This window comes from Aliikangiella coralliicola (assembly GCF_007004725.1).
Lineage (GTDB): Bacteria > Pseudomonadota > Gammaproteobacteria > Enterobacterales > Kangiellaceae > Aliikangiella > Aliikangiella coralliicola.
Genome location: NZ_ML660167.1, coordinates 220360 through 243878, shown reverse-complemented (window position 1 = coordinate 243878; position 23519 = coordinate 220360). Strand labels below are relative to the sequence as shown.

15 protein-coding genes are annotated in these 23519 nt (G+C 42.3%); 9 read left to right on the top strand and 6 right to left on the bottom strand.

What is annotated here, in order from left to right:
- Window positions 1-126 precede the first annotated feature (126 nt).
- Both FLL46_RS18600 and FLL46_RS18595 read left to right on the top strand, forming a co-directional pair.
- Window positions 127-804, top strand: a complete 678-nt coding sequence (locus FLL46_RS18600) for a response regulator transcription factor (protein ID WP_142932848.1) — start codon at window positions 127-129, stop codon at window positions 802-804.
- The gene (locus tag FLL46_RS18595; RefSeq protein ID WP_142932847.1) at window positions 797-2002 is read left to right on the top strand and encodes a sensor histidine kinase; all 1206 of its coding nucleotides are present in this window, start codon (window positions 797-799) and stop codon (window positions 2000-2002) included. The genes FLL46_RS18600 and FLL46_RS18595 overlap by 8 nt, the downstream gene beginning before the upstream one ends.
- Before the next feature lie 144 nt (window positions 2003-2146).
- On the opposite strand, the gene FLL46_RS18590 is transcribed toward FLL46_RS18595, so the two are convergent.
- The 4 genes from FLL46_RS18590 to FLL46_RS18575 form a co-directional block, all read right to left on the bottom strand.
- Window positions 2147-4222, bottom strand: coding sequence for a basic secretory protein-like protein (locus tag FLL46_RS18590; protein ID WP_142932846.1), 2076 nt, complete (start codon window positions 4220-4222; stop codon window positions 2147-2149).
- Window positions 4223-4296: 74 nt separating this feature from the next.
- Entirely contained in the window at window positions 4297-7098 is a 2802-nt protein-coding gene (locus tag FLL46_RS18585) for a TonB-dependent receptor domain-containing protein (RefSeq protein WP_142932845.1), read from the bottom strand.
- Between the two features lie 264 nt (window positions 7099-7362).
- Window positions 7363-8358 carry a carbohydrate kinase family protein gene (locus FLL46_RS18580; RefSeq protein ID WP_142932844.1) on the bottom strand — a complete coding sequence of 332 codons (996 nt, stop codon included), beginning with the start codon at window positions 8356-8358 and terminating at the stop codon, window positions 7363-7365.
- Window positions 8355-9581 carry an AGE family epimerase/isomerase gene (locus tag FLL46_RS18575; protein ID WP_142932843.1) on the bottom strand — a complete coding sequence of 409 codons (1227 nt, stop codon included), beginning with the start codon at window positions 9579-9581 and terminating at the stop codon, window positions 8355-8357. The genes FLL46_RS18580 and FLL46_RS18575 overlap by 4 nt, the downstream gene beginning before the upstream one ends.
- Window positions 9582-9682: 101 nt before the next feature.
- On the opposite strand from FLL46_RS18575, the gene FLL46_RS18570 reads away from it, so the two are divergent.
- Window positions 9683-10951: a sugar MFS transporter gene (locus tag FLL46_RS18570; protein ID WP_246119351.1), complete on the top strand. Its 1269-nt coding sequence runs from the start codon at window positions 9683-9685 to the stop codon at window positions 10949-10951.
- 47 nt (window positions 10952-10998) lie between these two features.
- Here FLL46_RS18570 and FLL46_RS18565 read toward each other — a convergent pair whose 3' ends face one another.
- Window positions 10999-12015, bottom strand: coding sequence for a LacI family DNA-binding transcriptional regulator (locus tag FLL46_RS18565; protein WP_142932842.1), 1017 nt, complete (start codon window positions 12013-12015; stop codon window positions 10999-11001).
- Window positions 12016-12162: 147 nt separating this feature from the next.
- Between FLL46_RS18565 and FLL46_RS18560 the strand changes: the two genes are divergently transcribed.
- The 6 genes from FLL46_RS18560 to FLL46_RS18535 all read left to right on the top strand — a co-directional run bounded on the left by FLL46_RS18560 (window position 12163) and on the right by FLL46_RS18535 (window position 22204).
- Window positions 12163-14562 (top strand): GH92 family glycosyl hydrolase, encoded by a 2400-nt coding sequence (locus FLL46_RS18560; protein WP_142932841.1) that lies wholly within the window; start codon window positions 12163-12165, stop codon window positions 14560-14562.
- 22 nt (window positions 14563-14584) lie between these two features.
- Window positions 14585-17101 carry a GH92 family glycosyl hydrolase gene (locus tag FLL46_RS18555; protein ID WP_210418753.1) on the top strand — a complete coding sequence of 839 codons (2517 nt, stop codon included), beginning with the start codon at window positions 14585-14587 and terminating at the stop codon, window positions 17099-17101.
- Window positions 17102-17279: 178 nt separating this feature from the next.
- Complete coding sequence (locus FLL46_RS18550; protein WP_142932840.1) at window positions 17280-19061, top strand: sensor histidine kinase; 1782 nt, start codon at window positions 17280-17282, stop codon at window positions 19059-19061.
- Window positions 19058-19756, top strand: coding sequence for a LytR/AlgR family response regulator transcription factor (locus FLL46_RS18545; RefSeq protein ID WP_142932839.1), 699 nt, complete (start codon window positions 19058-19060; stop codon window positions 19754-19756). The genes FLL46_RS18550 and FLL46_RS18545 overlap by 4 nt, the downstream gene beginning before the upstream one ends.
- 141 nt (window positions 19757-19897) lie before the next feature.
- Entirely contained in the window at window positions 19898-20731 is an 834-nt protein-coding gene (locus tag FLL46_RS18540) for a fumarylacetoacetate hydrolase family protein (RefSeq protein WP_210418752.1), read from the top strand.
- Between the two features lie 75 nt (window positions 20732-20806).
- The gene (locus tag FLL46_RS18535; RefSeq protein WP_142932838.1) at window positions 20807-22204 is read left to right on the top strand and encodes an amidohydrolase family protein; all 1398 of its coding nucleotides are present in this window, start codon (window positions 20807-20809) and stop codon (window positions 22202-22204) included.
- 83 nt (window positions 22205-22287) lie between these two features.
- Here the strand turns inward: FLL46_RS18535 and FLL46_RS18530 are convergent, their stop codons facing one another.
- A complete protein-coding gene (locus FLL46_RS18530) occupies window positions 22288-23517 on the bottom strand; it encodes a serine hydrolase domain-containing protein (protein WP_210418751.1) in 1230 nt (409 codons plus the stop codon).
- Between the last annotated feature and the right edge of the window lie 2 nt (window positions 23518-23519).

Below are 23519 nucleotides of genomic sequence, written 5' to 3'. Positions count from 1 at the left end.
TGCCGATTTATGCCAGTATCCAATGAGCAAGGTCAATTTGAGGTAAAGAAAAGCGGTTTACCCTAAAATGACCCTTCGTTTGATAATCTCAAGGCTCCTTATTTATTTAATCTGGCTAGAGGATCTATGAACATTTTGCTAGTTGAAGATAACCACGCCATTGCCTCGCAAATAAGCACTTTCCTTGAAGCTCAGGGATGGCGATTGGATTTTGCAGCAACTGGAAAACTTGGTGTAAATTTAGCTTTGACGAACAATTTTGACGTCATAATTTTAGATCTAAACTTGCCTGACATTGACGGATTGGAAGTGTGTGAACAAATCAAACGGCAAGATACTTCCAATACCCCAATACTGATGTTAACTGCGCGGGATGCCTTTGAGGATAAGGCACAAGGGTTTGGCAAAGGCGCTGACGACTATTTAACTAAGCCGTTTGATTTACGCGAGCTGGTACTCAGGTGCCAGGCGATGAAAAGACGCCCTATGCTGCATAAAGACTCCGTGGTACAACGTGGAAAACTGCGACTAGATAAAAAAGCGTTTAAGGCAGAGTGGGATGGGCGACCAATAAAAGCCACGAAAACAGGCTTTGTCATTTTGTCAAAACTGCTTGATGAATATCCTTATCCGGTCAGTCGTTCTGAGCTGTTACAGCTTTTGTGGGGAGATGAACCTCCGGAAAGTAATTCCCTGAAAACACACATGTATGAATTACGTAAAGCCACGCAGCAAGTTGCAGAACAATCACTGGTGCTAACGATTAGCAACATTGGCTATAAATTAGTTGAGCTAGATGATTAATACAATCAAACACCGATTATTTATCACTTTTGGCAGCCTAGCTGCATTGATATGCCTTTTATTTACCGGCGTGACCTGGCTTTTTGCAGCGGTGACCGAAGATGAAGTCCTCAGACATTTACTCACAACCGAAGCTGACTATGTTTTACGAGAATATGAAAAAAGCAATGAATTAAAACAAGCCCGACCAGATTATATGCAGGTTTATTTATCTAAATCTGCGTTACCTGCCGAAGTGTTGCAAGGCTACCTGGACAACCCGTACGAAAAAGAGTTTTACCTTCATGGTGATAATTATCATATTGAAGAATTTGCTACGCCTGAAGGCCAGCAATTTTATATCACCTTAAACGCATCTAAGCTAGAAGGTCTTTCAACGCTAGACAATATGATTTGGAGTTTTTTATTTGTTGTATCTGGTGTTGTGCTCATTTTGTCGCTGTTCTTAGCCTGGTTTTTATCTAATCGCAGTGCCAAACCATTACAACAATTGAGCCACCAAATTGAACAGCATAAATTCAGTGAAGCCTTGCCCTCTCTGCCCACAGAGCGCCGCGATGAAATTGGCATACTCAGCCGTTCCTTTGAGTCCGCTTTGCAAAAAATCTCTTTGCTACTTGAGCGAGAGCGGGAGTTCACCCGTGACGTCAGTCATGAACTGAGAACACCCATGACTCTGATAAAAAATACCATCCAACTGAGTCGTCAACAACCGCTGAAAACCGAAGAAATAGAACTCATTGAACATGCATCTAATGAACTGGAACAAACCGTTGATGTCTTGTTAGCGCTGGCTCGACAGGAAAACCTTAACTTTAGCAAGATCAAACTAACGCCAATCTTAGAAAAATGTGTGCTAAAAATTTATAGCGTTCATCCTGATGTGGCGTTTGAAGTGGATATCTTTGTTGATGACCATTTCTGCGTAATGGGAAACCAGCATTTGGTTAATCTATTATGTCAAAACCTTATCAATAACGCGTTCTATCATAGCAACAGTTCAACCATGGTTATTAAAGCAGAAGGAAATCTTATATCTTTTGAAAACGCACTCGACGGCCAGCAACCTAAACCTTTTTATCAGGGGCTAGGACATGGACACTATTTGGTAAAGCGCATTGTTGAAGAAATGTCCTGGGATATAGAAACCGAAAAACGCGATGATACTTACCGAGTGACTATCACGGTTAGAAACTAGAAGTGAACCATCAATTCTAGTAGGCGAGAAAAAGGTGGAAAGGCGTCTGAAATGCCAACGGCTTGCGCCGTTGACAAATTATGATTTGTTGCTTTACGGATACGGTGATTTCGAAGATAATCTTTTGGTTTCTCGCAAAATCACCTACATTGATGTCAACAACGCAATCTCCCCGATAGCAATAAGACGACCATTATCACCGCCTACGCCTTCACCTTCCTGGCTGTTTTCGAAAGTAAAACGATAAAATTGATACGCGGTCTCATTGCCTTCAACATCATAATGAAATGTCTCCAGTCGTGCTGGTGGTGACTGTGGGTACTGAGCCGTGTCCAGTTCTAGCCATGTCTCTCCATCTTCAGAAGCTTCGACTGTCCAGGCTGTTGGGTCTCGCCACTCATGAGTTTCTTTGGCTGAGCTAATGCTATATTTTTCCAAAACCTTAGCTTCCGGTACTTGAATATTGACAACAACATTAGTGACTTCGTTAATTGGTAATAACTGAGGATAGTAATCTCTCATCCACCAAGTTTCTTCTATTACGGCATTAAATGGATTAATCACATTGTTGTCATTTACATTGCTAATTCCTTCACCAAATAACGCTAAGTCAGTCGCGTTGGTGGAAACTAAAGTTCCTTCATCAATCGCAAAGTTGACGTAGCCCTCAACTGGAGTTGGGAAAGGTGGATACTGGCCAAGAATTCTTTGTACATATTCGGTTTGATACTGCTCCCAAACTTCTTGTATGCCTCGCCCTAAAATTTTCTGAAACGCATTTTCAAAACTCCATTCATTCAACTCTCCCGCAGCCTGATTAAATAAATAAATGAAATTGATGCTCTGGTGACTGTTATGTACCCATTCCAGGAAAAATGAAGTTTGATTATACGCATCTGCGTTCCAATCTTCCGCCCAGGCTATCCCTCCTCTCTTGTGCTCGTTGTAACCTGCCTTAATTCTGACAAAATCTGCGATACCTTCCAGGAAACTGTGATACTCAGTACCAGGCACATATTCTCCTGTTTGCGGCGAATTTGAATAACCGTGTGTTAACTCGTGCCACAACATGCCTAGAACTTCTTTGCGTAAGGCATCATCACCGCCATTGTTTGTTGTGTTAGCAATGTGATCCAGATCCATATACAAAATCATATCGGTATCAGTGCCCCCTTTCGCTGCCGGAAAGTCATAGTGACCGGTTTCGAAAGTAACAGTTTTGAAAATGCTGATTTCGGTAACATTTTCATAAAGAATTTTGGAAACACCTAAAGAAACTTCATGAATTTGACTTTCTAAATCGGGTAATACTCTGTCAAGATCGGCCTGTCCCTGATGTTCAGGATCTAACTTAACAAATGACACGACAGGCTTAGGAAAACCGTTCCAGGGATTAACAGGATCCCAAATCCAGATCGCGTATTCTTTTTCCAGAGTGGTGCTACCTTTTTTATTTGAAACTTCTACTGATACTCTTTTGGGGCCAATCGAACTAAAAGTGACGACCGGGTGTTGGGCGGTACTTGTTGCCGGTATTCCGTCCTGAAAAGTCCAATTCCAACTTGTCGGGCTAACCAAAGTCTGGTCGATAAATGAAACAGACTCCTTAACTTCTGCTCTTGGTTTATCGGTGAAAAAAGAAACTATCGGCAAGTCTGCTTCAACCATCAGTTCGATTTCAGCAAGTTGAGTTATATCGGCTCCAAAGTCATCGGTTCCAGTATGAGTAAAATTAAAACGATAATGACGATATTCAGTTTCATTAGCAGTCAGTTGATAATGGTTACGTTTGCCACGAGCGGAAAAACTTTGTTCTTCCCGTCTATCAATTTCATTCCAATTATCACCGTCCGCTGAAGCTTCTAAAAGCCAACGAACTGGATCTCGCTTTGGCTGATCATTCGCTGATACGATATTATAACTTTGTAAAACATGTGGTTTTGACGTAGTAATAATAACCGTTACTGACGTAGAAAAACTTAAAAACTTGCTCGTCGTATCACCATCAATGAGATTAGTGACTTGCTCCCCTTCCGGTACGTTAACACCATTCGGAGAAACCACCACATTACCGACATCGGTGGCCATATTTCGTAGCGCCGATTCAGCAACTGGTTCTTCGGTGACTCTCGGTGTTATCTCCAGTGGCTTGTCAGAACCATTGCAAGCCATTAGTGTTAAAAGTGCTGTTACAGCCATAAACACAGTTATCTTGTTCATGTTTGCTCCTCTTAAATTTTTTATTTAATTTATTTTTACGCAATTCATTTTTATTCTGATTAAAAATGCGTAATCTAAAATGTGGCTTTAGTGCCTAAGTACCACATACGTCCGATACGACTGTACGAACTTGCGGTGGCAGATTGCGGACCACCATTCAGATATCCCTCAGGTAAAAAAGGCGGGTCTTGGTCAAAAACGTTGTCCAGACCGAGATATATTTGATACTCATCTTTATCCCCAAAATGGTAACGAACTTGAGCATTGTGCAGAACATTGGCATCAACGTGATTGTTGTAATAGTTTCTGCCCTTTTCATCATAAATCGATCCTTGGTAAACGACAGACCAGTTCGCAGTAAAGTTTTCATAATTGTAGGTAGTCGATAAGTTTGCTCTATGTTTAAAATAGGGTAATTGATCGAGTTCATCTCTCCAGCCTGATTGGGGATCATCCTGGGTTCGATGCTCATCGACGTAGCTGTATAAGAATCTGAATTTCAAATCGCCCAACTCTTCTAGCGAATATTTGTAGTTCACTTCAGCATCAATTCCACTAACTTCCCGTCCAGCCAAATTAAAGACGTAGTTGTACATTGATTGGATCACACCGGTTGTTGGATCACGCTCAACCGCTCGACAAAAGACAGGTAACCCCTCCAAACACCTTTGGTTTTTATATCGATTGGCAACGCCTGTGATAATGTTATCGATAGCAATATCGTAGTAATCAATTGCGATCGTTAAGTTTTCAAAATAATCGGGCGAGTAAATCACACCGATAGTGGTTGTTTCAGCGGTTTCCACTTCGAGATCAGGCGAAGCCCCGAAATAGGCCCACCTTTCAATATCATCTTCTGGCTCGCCGTTAAAAGTACCACCGTTCTCAATTGCCGCTGCGATTCCGGGAATAAGTCGGCACGCGTCGGCTTGTTGTTGCGTAACCCCTTCGGCAGCACTTGTGGCCGTTATATTGTGACAGGGATCAATATTTTCGAGACTAAGACCTACCCGAGTATTTCCGTTAAACATATCAGCAATTGTCGGCGCTCTGAACGCTTCTGAATACTGAGTTCGAACGGTTAACTCATCATTAATTTCCCATCGAGTACCAACTTGCCAACTGTCATTTCGACCGGTATGACTATAGTCTGATGAGCGATAAGACATGTTAAGTCCAAGTGATTTGGCCAAAAATACATCTGATAAAATTGGAACATCAAGTTCCAGAAAATACTCATCAACTTCGTACTCCCCTTCTAAACTATCAATTTGAATGCCGCCGCTCATTCCTGATGCGGTTGTTGAATCAGGGTGCTCTTCTGAAAATTCTCTGCGATGTTCGATTCCAGCGGCGAACGCTAAATATCCGGCGGGCATTTCGAGTAAACTACTATTTGATATTGAAGCGGCAGCAACTTCCTGTTCTAGCTTTCCATCAAGTGTCGTATTGTTAGTCCAGAAGCGCATCTGTTCTTCTGTGAAAGGTTCAAACACATTGGTAGCGACACAACCGATAGCGACAAATGCTTCGTCCCTGCATCGGACTTCACCGGTATCAGGATCAAGAATAACATCCGTGGCTTTTTTAAACGCTAAGGCATTAACATCTTTTCCTATTTGATCGTTAGTTACATCACCACGATTCAAACTAATTTCCCAATCCCAATTTTCTGCGAAGGTTCCGTCAAATCCAACTACAAGACGGGTGACAATTCGTTCCGCATCGAATCCTGTTGTTCCGAATTCATTAAGTCTTCCTCGATAATGGATTTCATCGGTTGCATTAGCCAGTGCAATATTTCTTAATTCGATTGGCACAAAAGGGTTATCAATTGAGATGGGGTTACCTCGGCTCGTTCTGGAACCAATCCAATAAAGGTCGCTCGGGTTTGTGGTCTCCGATTTTGCGTAGGAAAACTCACCAAACGCTCTGATGTTATCCCTAATATAGTAATGGCTGGTCGCGTTGATAATAAGCCGATCGATTGGAATAGACAACGTTCTGGAATCGGCATGTCGATAACCATCTTCTTCCAATGTCCATTCGGTTAACTGACCATTTTCCCAACCCGTTTGCACATTACCGATATCGTACCGCCAGGTTGGTGCATAGGTGCTCAATTCAGGTGGATTAAGCACATTCAAATCGCGATCAAATCTGACTCCGGTTACGCCCCGTTCGCGCGAAGCTAATCCCTCAGATGACGAACTTTCAATATTTAAAACAGCATTGCCTTTATCCCGCGCAAAGTTGCCGCCAAAAGTAACGCGAAGCAAATCACTCACGTTATCAGCATGGTCTGATTGATTTCGTCGAGCTTCAACTTCAAACCCATCAAAGTCACTTTTTAAAATAAAATTAACAACACCGGCAATCGCGCCAGAACCATATATCGCAGAACCACCACCCGTTGTGATATCGATCCTTTCTACTAAAGAAGTTGGGATGGAATTCATATCGGAGAGCAATTCGCCGACGTCGCTGGACACTAAACGCCTTCCATTAACTAGAATCAGGGTTCGTTCATGACCAAGATTACGTAAGTTAATTGTATTCATTCCTGTATTAGCGTAGTTAAACTGTCCAGATTCATTGGTTAGCCCGCCAGAAACACTAGGCAAATCGAGTAACGCATCCATTACGTTAACATGACCTGTCAGCGCCAGCGTCTCTCCACTAATAGAAGTCACCGGACTCGGTGCAAGCGAATTGACAGAACGAATTTTTGAACCAGTAATAACTAACCGCGCTTCCTCTCCTTCTTTCCTTTCTTCATTTTCAGCCGCGAAACTCTGCGTCGATAGTAACAAGCCAATGATCGAAGCGAGTTTTGTTAGTTGATACTTATTTTGGGTAATGCTTTTTGTATTCATTTTTCCCCCTGCATTTTGTAAAAGTTCCAACAAAATTTTATTTATATTTAATTCTTTCAAATTTTCACCAAGACAAAATTGGAACGTTCCAATTCATAATCCAAAAAAATAGGCGATAAAGCCTATACAGAATCGAGTCCATACAACTGGAACGTTCCAACAATATCAGTATTTAGCGATATGATTAAAAAGTCAACAACATTTATGTTCTAATCATAGAATTCAATAATAATGTTCAAGCGCAAAGCTTAGGACGGTAAAATATCAGAATGCTATTTCGTTTTCTTTTGCAAATGATGGAAATGCACCAAGTCTGGTAACCGAAAGCGCTCCACACTTGACGCTAAAATTAATGATTCTTTCGAGACTATCTCTATCTTGTATCAATCTCAGAAAACGCGCTTTAGCCAGTTCATTACTCTCAGTTTTTGTTTTTAAATGAGTTGCTTCAACATATTGGTTAATGGCGTAAAGAGTTGCTCCTACAAACGCGTCCCCCGCCGCTGTTGTATCTCTGACCATTACCGTTGGTGGCTCAATTTTTCCTCGGTATTCTTTGGTAATCCATTCAAGTGTATTACTACCGTCACTTACCAAAATTAATTTCACGCCTAACTCAAAACATCGGCTAATAACACTTTCAGTTTCAAGGTTAATATTAGATTTCACCGCTATATAGTCTAGCTCTTCACGAGACATTTTCACGATTTCAGAATGTTGAATACACTGCCATACTCTCTCAACCAGTGGAGCTTCATCTTTCCATAAAGCTAAGCGAAGGTTTAGATCAAAACTGGTAATGCAGTGTGAGGATTCTGCGAGTGAAAGTCCGTGTAATGTTGATTCAAATATTGAATTATTGACGAGAGTATTGGAACAAAAATGAAAAATATTAGAACTGGCAAATGCGGCGTTTGAAAAATCACTTTTTCTAAAAAGTAGATCGGCTGTTCGATCTCGATAAAAGCTAAAGCTTCTTTCTTTATTTTCATCCAATGACACAAAAGCTAAGGCAGTTTGAGCATCATCTGAATATCGACAAAAATCGGTATTGACTCGATAATGCTGGAGCGACTTTTCTAAAAAACGACCAAAATCATCGCGACTAAGTTTACCTACAAAAGAAGAAGTTCCCCCCAGAGTAGCATAAGCAACCGCGACATTTGCCGGCGCTCCTCCTGGATATTGAGTGAATGAAGGCGGTGTTTCATCATTACCCAAAAAATCAATTAAAATCTCCCCAAAACTAATCAGGCTCATTTCCTTTCTCCACAGTTTGCGATCGGCAGGTTCGTTTCTTTAGCCCTTAACAAACGCAACACTTCATAACAAGCGCCCATAGTATGATAATCGGTTTTCCCCGCTGGACTTTTCAAATCATCATACTTTTTATTCGTTTTATCTAATATTCGATACCAGGCACCATGCTCATGATCGATGAAATACTCCCACACATACTCCCAGATTTTTTGATACCATGCCCAATATTTCTCCTCCCCTGTTTCAATTGCAAGCAGTGCTGCGGTTGCAATTGCTTCGGCTTGAACCCAAAAATACTTATCCGAATCGCAAACAGTCAATCGCGGCGAAAAACCATAGACAACACCCGAGTTATCATTATCCCAGGCAATGTCCAAACTTCTCTCAAATAATGAAATGGCGACATCAATGTTTTTTTGCGAAGGAATATAACGGTTAAGTTGTAGCAACAACTTTGCCCATTCTATTTGATGGCCTGGCTGAAATCCCCAAGGTCGAAATAAATGTTTGGGGTTATCTTTATTATAGTTCCAATTGATCGTCCAATCCTGATTAAAGTGTTCCCATATAAATCCACCGGACTGCTCTGACAAACTCAGCATACTCTCAGCCAACGTATTTGCCCTCAATAAGTACTTATTTTCACCGGTCGCTTCAAAACACATTAACATTGCCTCACATAAATGCATGTTACTGTTTTGTCCGCGATAGTCCGATATGGGTTTTAGCGTAATACTGAGTTCATCTTTGTACAAACCATAATTTTCTTCCCAAAAATACGTCTCCAAATGTTCCCATATTTGTTCTATAAATTGGCGACTCGATGAGATTCCAGCTTTTAATGATACCGCATGGGCCAATAACACAAATGCTAATCCATAAGCATGATTGGTATCATCTAGACAATCATCTTCGGTGACAATCCACAAGTAGCCGCCAGTCGGCAAATTCCGGTGATTTTCATTCAAATAATCCAAACCATGTTCAACAAGTTTGAGATAGTAGCTTGAGTCAAATTCAATAGCAGCCATCGCATAGTTGTATACGAAGCGTGCGCTCGAGACGAGATGCCGAGTATTTTTGTCATAAATACTTCCGTCGTCCCTGAAATGGTGAAAGAATCCCCCATCAGGATCTACACAGACAGGATCGTAAAAACTCATCGTTTTTTTGATATGTTCCAGTAAAAAGTCGGGTGATTTATATGATTGTAATTTTGTCATAATAATTCGGTAACTATTGCTTCAAAGGTTGACATAATACATGAGTTTCGTTAAATTTGGAACGTTCCAAATAAAAATGATAATTCGACAGGAGAATCGGTGTGGGCCAGTTTTCAGCATCACCAAATGCGATAAATGAACTCAATAAAAGTAACAATGAAAATAACAATTATGTGATGCCAATGACAGCAATGGCGACTCTGTTTTTTCTCTGGGGCTTTATTACCGTACTCAATGACTTACTGATCCCTCATTTGAAGTCTCTTTTCGATTTAAACTACACCCAGGTCATGTTGATTCAGTTCTGTTTTTTCGGTGCCTATTTCTTAATTTCAGTACCTGCCGGTGCTTATGTGAGAAAATTCGGCTATAAAATGGGGGTCATTTCCGGTCTTATCACTGCCGCGCTGGGTTGTACCCTTTTTTATCCGGCCGCGCTTGCTTTGCAGTATTCGCTATTTCTATTTGCATTATTTGTACTAGCAAGTGGATTAACTATTCTACAGGTATCGGCTAATCCATATGTCGCAGCTCTGGGCCCGCAAAAACATGCATCGAGCCGCTTAAATCTGGCGCAAGGACTTAATTCTCTTGGCACAACTCTGGCTCCACCGGTTGGCGCTTATTTATTTTTTTCGTCGACACTCGATAATTCAACAACGGCAGATAGCTCCGTGTCGTCAGCTTATTTTATGCTGGCGTTGACGTTAGTTATGATTGCAATTATTTTTTCACAACTAAAACTCCCAACGTTAACACCATCGAATGACACGACATCCAGGGAATGTAAAAAGAACATCTGGAGAGCTAAACACCTCACTTGGGGCGTTGGTGCAATCTTTTTTTATGTTGGTGCGGAAGTAAGCATTGGCAGTTTTCTGGTCAATTATTTTGGTGAAACAGAGCTCGGTTCTCTGGACGAAAAGAGAGCAGCAGAACTGCTGACTTACTATTGGGGAGGTGCTATGGTTGGTCGGTTTATCGGTTCTTTCGTGACTCGAATTGTTAGTCCTCACAAAGCGATTATATTTAATGTCACGATGACGATTATTTTATTAATCATTACCATGCAAACATCAGGATTCATCGCAATTTGGTCAGTTTTAGCCATCGGACTTTTTAATTCCATTATGTTTCCGACTATTTTTACCCTTGGCATTGAATCGATGGGTGAATTAACCAGCCGTGCTTCTGGGCTACTCTGTCTCGCGATAGTCGGTGGTGCAATCATCCCAATCATACAAGGAGTTGTGGCTGATTTATGGGAAATTCAATATAGTTTTGTGATCCCTGCCGCCTGTTACTTGTTTATTCTATACTACGCGATAAGATTCCCGATGCTCAAGCAGGCCTGGATAAAGGCGGAGTAAATTTATTAATACGCAGTATGAGTTTCGTTCTTTAAAACTACGCTAAACTATTGACTAGAGTCCCTTTCAATCAATTCGATATCAACTAGAATTTTGGAGCGGGGCTTTTTTTGTTCTCTTATTTTTTTCAAAATTTGACAAGTGGCAGCACCAATTTTGTCGGCATCGATTTTAACGCTCGACAATGAGGGTGACATTAGTCGAGAATCTTTCAAATCGTCAAAACCTACAACTGCAATTTCTTTACCTGGCTTCTTACCGAGTTCGCGCATTTTTTCGATAGCGCCATAGGCAACCACATCACTGAAACAAACAATGGCTTCAAGATCCGGCTCTATTTTTAAAGCCTTTTCGAGTGCCTGTCTCCCACCATGCCGATTGGTTTCCGACTGAATTTGATATTTTTTGGGGCTTCGAACTTTTCCTTTTTTCATCGCAGAAACATATCCTTCCAAACGTTCATGATAATCTGAAATCGCCTCATTTCCGCCAAGGAATGCAATACGTCGAAAACCTTTTGATAGTAAATGCTGTGTCGCGAGCGAGGTGCCGTTAACATTATCAGGCAATACCGTTGGAACTTTGCTGCCGCTAATTTCACGCATAATATTAATAACCGGAAAACCTTGATTATTCAGATCGTTGGTCCATTTCGCCGTGGTTCCCGGCGCAGGACAAATAATAAAAGCAACAACATTATATTCTTTCAAATTCCTGACTAATCTTTGTTGGCGTTCTACATCCTCGCCGCTGTTTACTATCATGGAAAACAATCCCATTTCGCTGATATGTTTTTCCAACCCTACCACAAGTTGTGCGGCGTACGGATTGGTCAAATCGTTAATCACTATCGCAACCAGGTTTGAGCGTCGACTACGCAGAGAAGCGGCATCTCGATTATAAACATAACCAATTTCATCCATGGCTTTTTGAACTTTCAGCTTACTTTTCTCACTGACTTTTTCACTTTGCGTTAATACTAAAGATACCGTCGACTTAGAAACCCCAGCAACCTTAGCAACATCTAACACCGTAACATTTTTATTTTTTGAGTGAGAACCCATCGATTAAACCTTTTTTTACAATTGGGATGATTATTACCATTAAAACGATTGAATCATAACGAATGACAAGTTATATTGATAGCTATTGGAACGTTCCAAACAAATATTAATTTAATAACTCAGTTCAAATCTACCTGGATAAATGGCATGTCGCAAACAAGACAGTTAAAAACTGCATTCACTACAGGATTACTTATTTTATCAACCTTTGTAGCTTGTATTAGCGCTAACAATCAAGTTAGTTCAGAAGCAGGTAATAGTCAATGGGTTGACCCTTTCATAGGCACCGGCGGTGATGGTCACACTTTCCCGGGTGCAGTGGTTCCCTTTGGCATGGTTCAGTTAAGCCCTGATACGCAAGCTTTAAACCGTGGCATTGACCCTCAAGCGGAAATCTATAAACATTGCGCTGGCTATCATTATGACGACTCAACCATTGTCGGCTTTTCCCATACCCACTTTAGTGGTACCGGGCATTCCGATCTCGGCGACCTCCTTATTATGCCTATGGTTGGAAAAGCGATGCTCGACCCAGGAACTGACAATGCTCCCGAAACAGGTTATCGCTCGCGCTTTAAACATCAAAAAGAATCCGCCGAACCGGGATATTACTCTGTTTATCTCGACGATTATGATATTCAAGTTGAGCTCACAGCGACTGAACGTGCAGGATTGCATCGATATACGTTTAATAAAGGGAAACAGGCGCACGTAATAATGGATCTCACTTCCGCGATTTACAATTTTGAAAACAAAGTAATCTGGAGCGATGTTCGGGTCATTGATAACCAAACGCTATTGGCTTATCGGTCAACCAACGGCTGGGCCAAACACCGTCAAATGTACTTCGCAATAAAGTTTTCAAGACCATTTGATGACATAGAACTAATCAACTTGGACAATAAGAGATATCGATGCAACGGTTGTTTGACGAAGAAAAGTAAGCCTTCGACTATCGTGAATTCAGCGGTAAAAACCACGGCAGGTAAAGCCCTGAAAGTCATGGCACATTTTAATAACCCAACAGCTGAACCATTATTAGTCAAAGTAGGCATCTCCGCGGTCAGTCGAAAAAATGCATTGGAAAACCTCAACGAAGAAATTAAAAATTGGGATTTTAACTTTACTCGGCAACAAGCAAAATCCAAATGGGACAAACAACTCGCGGTCCTCGACGTCGACAGTACGCCATCTAAGAAAAGACAAATTTACACTGCGCTTTATCATGCATTACAAGCGCCTTCAATTTATCAAGACGTGAATGGTCAATATCGTGGTGTCGATGGTGAAGTACATCACGCGCAAAACTTCGAAAATCACACACTATTTTCTCTATGGGATACCTACAGGGCGCTACACCCTTTGTTAACAATCACTTCCCCAGACAGAGTACCAGATATGATCAATTCGATGCTGGCACACTATCAACAAAGTTACGACGGCATTTTACCGGTTTGGTCTTTTCATGGACACGAAACCTGGACCATGATTGGTTATCACGCTGTCTCTGTCATTGCCGACGCTTATCTGAAGGGTATTAAAAACTTTAATGCTGAGCTTGCATTCCAGGCCATGCTTGATAGCGCGAATAGTCCGATATACGACGCGATCCCAGAGTACAAAAAATTTGGCTATGTTCCAATGGACAAACTAAGCGAGTCTGTCTCAATCACTCTAGAGTACGCTTATGACGATTTTAGCATTGCCCAAATGGCGCAAGCGATGGGAAAAAAAGAAATAGCCAAAAACTTTTATAGCAGAGCAATGTCCTACAACAACCTTTTTGACCATGATGTGGGCTTTATGCGAGGCAAAGATAGTGTTGGGAACTGGGATAAACAATTTGATCCAGAAGAAGCTAAGTTAATGGGGCCATTCACCGAAGGAAACAGCTTTCAATATACTTTTTATGTTCCTCACGATGTTGCTGGTTTGATTAAATTAATTGGCGGCGACACAAAATTTGTTGAACGGCTAGATACATTGTTTAGTAAAAATTTATCTCACGAAAAAATAAAAGAACATGAAGATATTGCCGGGTTAATTGGTCAATACGCACACGGCAACGAGCCTAGTCACCATATTAGTTATCTATACAATTACGCAGGCCAACCCTGGCGTACACAAGAAAGAGTTCGTCAGATAATGGATACGTTGTCGTCAGACAAACCTGACGGATTAGCGGGGAATGACGATGTAGGCCAAATGTCAGCCTGGTATTTGTTTTCATCAATGGGCTTCTATCCTGTCGCTCCCGGTGATCTCACCTATGTCATCGGCGCACCGCAAGTTAATAGAATGTCTCTAAACCTTGCCGAAAATAAAATATTTACAATCAACGCCATCAATATTTCAGAAAAAAATAAGTACATCAAATCAGTATTTTTAAACGGAGAGAAACTACAACGCTCGTACATTAAACATAGTGAAATTATCGATGGTGGAGAGCTAACTTTTTACATGTCATCCACTCCGAATAAAGAATGGGGCCAACCGATACAACAGCGCCCTCCTTCACTGAGCTCAACGCAAAATGCAGCTCGCTAATTGAGTTTTCGAGATGATATCCATGAAAAAAAATACAGTTTACGCAAGTTGTTTCAGTTTACTTTTGATGACCAGCAGTTGCTCACTGACTCAATCAGATAAAAGAAAAGATACTGCTGAGACAAAGATAATCTATCAGCAAAAGTCACCTCAATGGGTGAAAAATCCGGTTAACTTTGTTGATCCCTTAATTGGCACCGAAGGGGTATTTGATCATCGCCAGGCTGCTAATGTTAGCCCCGGCGTAGCACTACCATACGGCATGGTTAATTTCGGCCCGGAACACGCTTACACTGAGGATTTACTCGCGGAAAATAAACGATCACATCGCTGGGTAATAGAAGAAAGAAAACGAATGCCAGTGTCTGCTGGTGGCTACAACTACGCTGCGAGTCGAATCAAAGGATTTTCGTTGACTCGTTTATCGGGCACCGGATGCTTAGGTGCTTCCGGTGACATCCCTTTTTTGCCATTTAACAAAGACATTAAGCATTCCCCCGACAACGATTTCCTTGACGCTTATTACAGCGCTTCATTTTCTCACGAAAACGAACGCGCCGAGCCGGGATATTATCAAGTTAAAATGGGCAATGGGATTAACGTAAAACTCAGCGCAACATTACGCTCAGGAATTGCTGAATTTGACTTTCCCACTGTGGAAAAAGCGAAGCTACTAATTAGAAGTTCTTATTCACAGTTAGGCAGTGGTAACGCTTATACCCAGGTCGACCAGGAAAAAAATGAAATACACGGATATGTCACCAGCGGTAACTTTTGTGGTTACTTAGGTGAACATAACCGAAGGGACTATTACACACTACATTTCGTTGCCAAACTAGATGCTGATATTGTTTCTTCGGGTTCCTGGAAAGATAGTCAAGTATACTCAGATGCGAACAACGTTTCAGGTGGTATGGGCTATGGGGAAAATGGAGTTCCTGATTTAGGTAAGGGTTCCGGAATGTGGGTCAACCTCGACTTGTCAAGAAATAAAACAGTGACTATGCGCGTCGGGATTTCTTATGTTAGCTTGAAAAACGCACGAGAAAACCTTAAAGCCGAACAAGCAGCAAACAGTACATTCGATGATATCCGAATAAAAGCACAAAAAGCTTGGAATAATGCCCTGCAAAAAGTAAAAGTTGAGTCAAACGATAAACGAAAATTAACTACGTTTTACACTGCACTTTATCACTCACAATTCCATCCTAATATTTTTAGTGACGTGAATGGCGAATACTATGGTTTTGATAAAACAGTTCATCGAGTGAAATCTCCCCAACAAGCCCAATATGCTAATTTTTCTGGATGGGATGTTTACCGTTCACAACTACAACTGGTCACACTACTCGATCAAAAACGTGCTGGTGACATCGCTCAATCACTATTTAATCAAGCAAACCAATATAATGGCATTTGGGATCGTTGGACTCATAACTCCGGGGCAACTGGTGTGATGAACGGCGATCCGGCCACCATTGCTATGGCTAACTTTGCCGCGTTTGGCGCACAAGATGTGAACTACCATGACATTTTCGCTTCGCTTAAGAAAGCGGCAACCGAACCAACCGAATTTGATTTAAGTTCAACAGGCTGCCCAGTTTTTTGCCGCGGTCAACGGCCATCACTCGATCAATGGCTGTCACTGAATTATATTTCAGACCAGTCTAATTCATGGGAAGGTGCTTCCGAAACATTAGAACAGGTCTCGGCAGATTTCGCTCTTGGTCAGTTGGCAAAACGCCTGGGTCACGATGAAGACTACCACTCCTTTACTCATCGTTCAGGTTACTGGAAAAATATATTTAATCCTGACGCGACGAAAGAACATGGTTTTATACAAGGCAAAAATAAAGATGGTAGCTGGAAAAAAGATTTCGATCCTGCCAACGAGGGACTATTCGTTGAAGGTAGTCCCACTCAATACTTGTGGATGATACCATTCGATGGTTCAGGTTTGATGGAACTTCTTGGTGGAGAACAAATAATGACGGAAAGGCTGGATCGTCTGTTTCGTAAACCCGATCAAAGCTGGGTTTTGTTTCGCGACTCAGGAAATTACGCCGATGTTTCTAACCAGCCATCAATAAATTCCCCATGGATGTATTTGTTTACCGGTAATGCTTATAAAACTCAATTGACCGTTAGAGAAACCCTAAAACAATTATGGAATGATTCGCCTAAAGGAATTCCTGGACAAGACGATGCAGGTCAAATGTCTTCCTGGTATGTGTTTTCTTCTCTTGGAATTTATCCGTTATATCCTGGCAGAGCCGATCTGGTATTATCAAGTCCGGTGTTTAGTGCTGCGCAGATTGGTAACCTGACAATTACAACGAACTCTTCATCAGCACGAGATAAGTATATTAAATCGCTAACAATCAACGAGATTCCAACAAAGAAAAGCTGGATTGATGATTCTTACATCAACCAACCTGTTCATCTCGACTTTACATTAAGTGATAAGCCAAATATAGAATTTGGTGCATCGAAATCAGACAGGCCACACTCATACTCGACATCGAAAGTGGATGATTGATTAACCTTCAAGCCGGGCGCTTATCAGAACGAGTTCACACAGCCTTATTAAACGTAATAATCGATAAGGAGTAAGTGACCCGCCAATTTATTAGCCAATCTATATCGTTTGAAAAAAGAAAGACTGGACTTAGCAATAATGCTTATAATGTTGAATCGTTGGATGTCAGGCAACTAACATGATCAAGTATGTCATATCGGTATTATGCCTTACGTTATTGTTGTCGTTAAGTGGCATAGCGGCACAACAAATAGAAGTTGACGTTGATGAATTACAGACAGCCGAAAAGCCTTTTTTATGGTTAAATCTCTGGCATTATCACAAAGGCGATCAACCTAACTGGTCATCGACAGTAGTTGACGACACCCAATGGGGCTCTCTTAACCTTGAAGATAAAAACGCAGTAGATGCGATTCAGCACACAGGCTATTGGTTACGCCAATACATCACAATTGGTGAATCACCACCTAAACATTCTCCGTTAGCTTTGTATTATACTAATTTGAGAAGTGCCAGCGAACTCTATTGGGATGGAGAATTACTGTACCGCTCCGGAAAGATTGGTCTCACTCTACAACAAGAACAGCCTGGCAATGTGAGAAGTATTGTTCATATCCCAACACATTTAGCACGAGCGGGTGAACATCTGCTTGCGATAAGAGTGTCCAATCACCATGATGTCACAGCTCAGGATCCCCCTTCTATTGCTATTGGCTTGTACGACGATTTACTCACGCATCGATATCAAGCCAAAAGTGCAGCCAGTTTTATTGTGGGTATATTTTTAACAGCAGTGCTGTTTATTAGCCTCTTTTTTGTGGGCTTCAATCGGAAGCCTGCGTATTTATTATTCAGTTTATTTTGCCTAGTCCAGACAGTCAAAGTGAGTTTAGTATACTTGACTTCCTATGGTGAGTTAACCTTTCCAGTTTACGATTTGGCTATCGCCGCGATGCACCTGTCTGTCTATCTCGGGGGATTATTGCTGGTAGCGTTTTTACTGGATAACTTTGCTATACCCAATCTCCGATATTGGGTATTGGGGTGTGCGGCGGTGACGCTGGTATTTTTCTTACTACAGCTAAGAGTTCTGCATATTGCCTTATCTATTGCGTTGGCATTTGGCTTATCCATTTATGCGCTAACGCATAAAAGAAAAGGTGCACTACTGAGTATTATCGGACTGATCGGTTATAGTCTATTTTCCGTATTGGGTAACCTTAAGATAATCAATTTTGGTTATTTTGTTGGGATAATCTTTTTTGTTGTTTGTATGGCATTTTCCCTGGGGTCGCGAATGGTTCAGCAAACCCGCCAACACCAGGAAGCAATCTTACGATCTGCTCGGTTAGAAAACGAATTACTTAAAAAACACATCCAACCTCATTTTATAATGAACTCACTGATGTCGCTTCAGGAACTGTTGGAGGATAACCCACAACAAGCGAGTGATTTTATTGAGGCGTTAGCTGAAGAGTTTAGAGGTTTTTCTCAAATGGCAGGAGAAAAGCGGATCGCTATCGGTGATGAACTGGCCCTGTGTGAGGCACACCTCAGCATTATGAGCCATCGGAAACGCACTAAATTTACCTTGGAGACTGAAGGTATTGTTGGTGATGAACGCATTCCACCCGCTATTTTTCATACGCTGATAGAAAATGGAATTACGCACGGCTATAGCCAACAGCAACAAGGGCGTTTCTTGTTATCGAAAACCGCGACCAATTCTGGCGTTAGATATCAGCTTTTTAATGACGGAGAGATCGCTGTGCCTGTAACCTCTGTGTCCACCGCAACTCAGAACGAGAGTGACAGGGGGACCGGGCTAAAATATGTTGAATCTCGTTTGCAGGAATCTTACCCGGATGCCTGGACGTTGAAATCCCATGCCGTAGACAATGGTTGGTCTGTCACGATAGAAATCCATGACAACCGAGTAAGTGAGAGAAAAGCTTCATGAGGATTATAGTCGTCGAAGACGAACCTCTCGTAGCCCAGCGCATTGTTCGCCTTAGTAAACAGATATTGCGGTCCGATTTGGTATCTATTTCAATTCAGTCAACATTGGAAGGCGCAATTAACTACCTACAGGAACACTGCATTGACTTGCTGTTGCTCGATCTCAACTTAAATGGCAAGGACGGATTCGAGGTGCTAAAACAGGCGGTTGCCCAAGCTTTTCATACCGTGATCATATCGGCGAACACCGATAAGGCTGTTGCTGCGTTTGAATTTGGGGTGCTGGATTTTGTCAGTAAGCCCGTAACCGTCAAGCGGTTACAAACAGCTTTTGAGCGTTATCACTCGAGCGAAACTGGTGCCGCTCGCTCGACAAAATACCTCTCTATACGTAAACCACAGGGCCTGACATTAATTGATGTTGAAGACATCCGATATATTCAAGGCAGTGGGATATATGCCGAGATTCACTTACAAAAAGGTGAATCCGAATTGCATGACAAATCCCTGAATGTGTTGGAGAGTATTTTACCCGCTAGCTTTATAAGGATACATCGATCATTTATTGTAAACCTCCGCGATGCCAGCCATTTTAGAAGCCACGGAGGGAGTAAATATGATCTGGTATTACACAATGCTGAGACCCTGCCGGTGAGTCGCACACGGTATAAGTATATCAAGCACCGTCTACCCTGATAGTCCCTGTTTTGCCTCTTTTATAATTCCTCAGAGCCGTCCGCAGGTCTATAGAGCCGTTGGCAAGGTTTGTCTTTCGTCTGAGCAGATAGTCACATTATGCTAGCACCGTCATTTGAAAAATAAAAGTGAGGTGAAAGTATGTTGCGGACAATTCCGTTTTTGTTTTTGATACTGATAACAATGATTAGTAAAAATGCGTTTTCCGATACGATCAAAAAATATATACGCTATAAGCATAGCGATACGATCTCGTATGGAATTCTGGAGGGCGACACTATTTACCAACTAAAGGGTAATGTTTTTAACTCTCCACACCGAACAGGTAAAAAAGTACTAGTAAAACAGGTAGAAGTGCTGCCACCAACCGATCCTAAAAAAGTGATCGCTGTCGGATATAATTACAAAAGCCACATTGACGATTTACCGATGCCTAAAGAACCCGTTTTATTTACCAAACTACCGACGTCTCTGATTGGTCACGGTGGTCACATTCAATATTTTGCCGATGCACGCAATCTTCATTTTGAAGGAGAGATGGTCCTGGTCATTGGGAAAACCGCGACGAAAGTGTCAGTCGATGAAGCACCTGATTATATTTTTGCAGTTACACCAGGTAACGATGTCAGCGAGCGTAACTGGCAGGATAACGATGTGCAATGGTTTAGGGGCAAGGCGTCGGACACTTTCGGTCCGGTTGGGCCAGTGATGGTCAGCGGCGTCAACTACGATAACTTGCAGTTACGAACGCGTGTCAATGGCAAGACAAAACAATCGCAACGGACAAAAGATATGATCTTTAGTTCTGCCGAGATAGTCAGTTATATCAGTCAGTATGTCACCTTAGAGCCGGGTGATTTAGTTTTTACCGGCACCCCCGGTAAAACCGGTGCAATTCAGCCCGGCGATGTCGTTGAAGTAGACCTGGAAAAAGTTGGTTTATTGAGAAATACAGTAAGCCAGAAAGAAAATTAGACATTTCCAGGCGAGCATCACGACATCAATATGTAGAGTTATTCATTTTTTCGCGCTTATTTGAGGCATTTACACATGATAAAGAAAATTATCGGCACTGTTTTGTTAACAGTAGCCATCGTTTTTAACAGTTTTGCAGCCGACATAAGTGGCGAAACAACCTTGTTCGAAGGTGCACGGCTCATTACCGGTCACGGGGGACCACCGATTGAAAGTTCCGCTTTCCTCGTGAAAAACGGAAAATTTACCCACGTCGGAAAAAAAGGAGAGCTGCGCTACCCCGTAGGCGCGAAGCGAATTGATCTAAGCGGAAAGACCGTCATCCCAGGACTCATCGACACCCACACCCACATTGGATACGACAGGTATAGCCATGTCATTTCGAAGTGGGCGCAAATCGATCCGTCTGGACGCGGGTTATTCAATTGGGGACCGCAAAATTTTACACGAGATAATATTCTCGACCACATGTCCAGGCTCGCATACGCTGGTGTCGCCGCCGTGTGGAGTGCCGGCTACGAATTCGGCGAAATCCCTTATAAGATAAGAGACGAAATTTTAGCTGGACAGCACCCGAATGCGGCGAGATATTATCCTGCCGGTCCAGGTATCACAACCCGCGAAGCGATTATTCCAGATTATGGCAGACAGTCCGCATTTGGCGTCAGTTCAGAAGCGGAAGCTCGCGCAGCAGTTCAACGATTAGCCGATTGGAAAGTGACGCAGATTAAGTTGTGGCCCAATTCGAATCCGGCAATGAGCCCTTTAGTCTATCGAGCCGTTATCGACGAGGCGCGCAAGCACAACATGCGAGTGGGATTCCACCCAACCAACCTTGAGGATGCGCAGGAAATGATTCGCGGCGGCGCGATAATGCTTCATCCTTATTTCGAGTTAGATGACGGATTAGTGAAGGAGTTCACTACATACTCCGCACTGACCAGCGCTGGAGGACGAGTGGAGTTTTACGCGCCCTATCTTCACCCATCAGACCCCTTGCTGGCAGAGATGATCGCGCCAATTCACCTCAAATCAATGCAGAAGCGTTTTCCAAACCCTAAGCGTGAAGTTAGGGAGAAGAGAAAAGCGGATTGGGAAAAGCAGGTCGCCATCGTGAAAAAACTGCGGGCCGCCGGAGTGCAATTTACGATGGGGTCCGACGCGGGTGGTGCCGGTCGCGATAAACCTGTTGGCTGGACAACCCATGTGGACATGGAAAATATGGTTGCCGCGGGTTTTACCCCGGCCGAAGTCATTGTTGCCGCGACCAAAACCGCTGCTGATAGTCTGAGACTTGAAGATCTGGGATTGATAGCGCCCGGTAAAGAAGCCGCATTCATGGTGTTAGATGCAAATCCTCTTAATGACATTACCAATACTCGAAAGATTAATAAGGTATACCTTCGGGGAAAAGAAGTCGACCGAGCGGGGCTCCGAGCTGAGTGGCGTAAGTCCTGGCCCAGTGGCAGCTAACGGATGTGCAACTGATATTTGAACAGTCTCAATCAGAGACTGTTCAAATTTCTGTGTTAATTGAATGTGGTTTTCATACTTAATCATTTTTTAACAAAAGCAGGCAATACCCCTCCCGCCGCCATTTGCATCGTTCTATCATCCCTTTCATGACCAGTAGCAACAACAATCAAATCAAGCTCATCAATCAAAATAATATACTGGCCCCCACCGCCTTGAGCGGATCGCGTGAAGTATCTTTTGTTGCCAGCCTTCATATCTGCTTGCCAAAAGTAATAACCATAACCAGGACTAGTCACATTATCACCAGTAAAGAAAATATCATCATCACCAAGGCGGACAATTTTATTGGTCGCTCTGGCAAGATAAGCTTTTGAAATCAGTTGCTCGCCCTTCCATTGACCTTTATTCATCACCAACATTCCCCACTTAAGCATATCCCGCGATGTCATGCTTGACGAATGAGGCCCCATTGGTAATCCGCTCACATCATCCTCCCAGCCATATTCAGTGATCCCCAATTTATCGAGAAGCTCATTTTTGATAAAATCTTTAGCGGTACCAGGCACCACAGCATCAAGCACCTGCATCACTAACCTCGGATCAATACTTTGATATTTAAAACCTTGAGATGTCGAGGAAATAAGCGGACTCTGTTCAAGAAAAGTTTGTACCTGTCGCTGACCTTTTAGCTGACACGGATTTTTCTCAAACTCCTTTATCTGTTCTCGGCTGATGCGCGCGCCAGATTGCATACTCAGCGCCTTATGCAACGTAATCGTTTCCGCGCCCTTAACTAACTTTGATAAATCTAGTTCTTTGAGAAAATTCACCAAAGGCTTATCCAGATCCGCCATTGTCAGATAACCCAGCTGAATGGCGCGTCCAATCGCCAAGCTAACATAAGATTTAGTGGTTGACGCTTGTCCATGAGGTAAACCCAAACGACCACGCAAATAATAAGACTCAAACAAAAGCTTGCCTTTTTGAGCGATCAGTAAACTGTCGACAAAACCATATTTTTTATTAGCGATGTCCTGGGCTAACTCTGCAATCACAGCTTTATCGCCGCCATCAATGCCTAACTTGCCCACGGGAATATCATCCTTTCTTTTTTCCGGTGAAGCATCAATAAAGGCCTCTTTAAGATAAGGTATATCCCGAAATGGGACCTTAGCGTTGGTTTTCGCGTTGGTTACTGAAGCTTCTTGCGGCGATTTTGCCGCAACTGCGCCACAGAAAAAGGTTAATAGTGCGACACCAATTAAACTTGTCAATTTCAGGTTGAAATTCAAAATGTAAATAGTTCTCATGA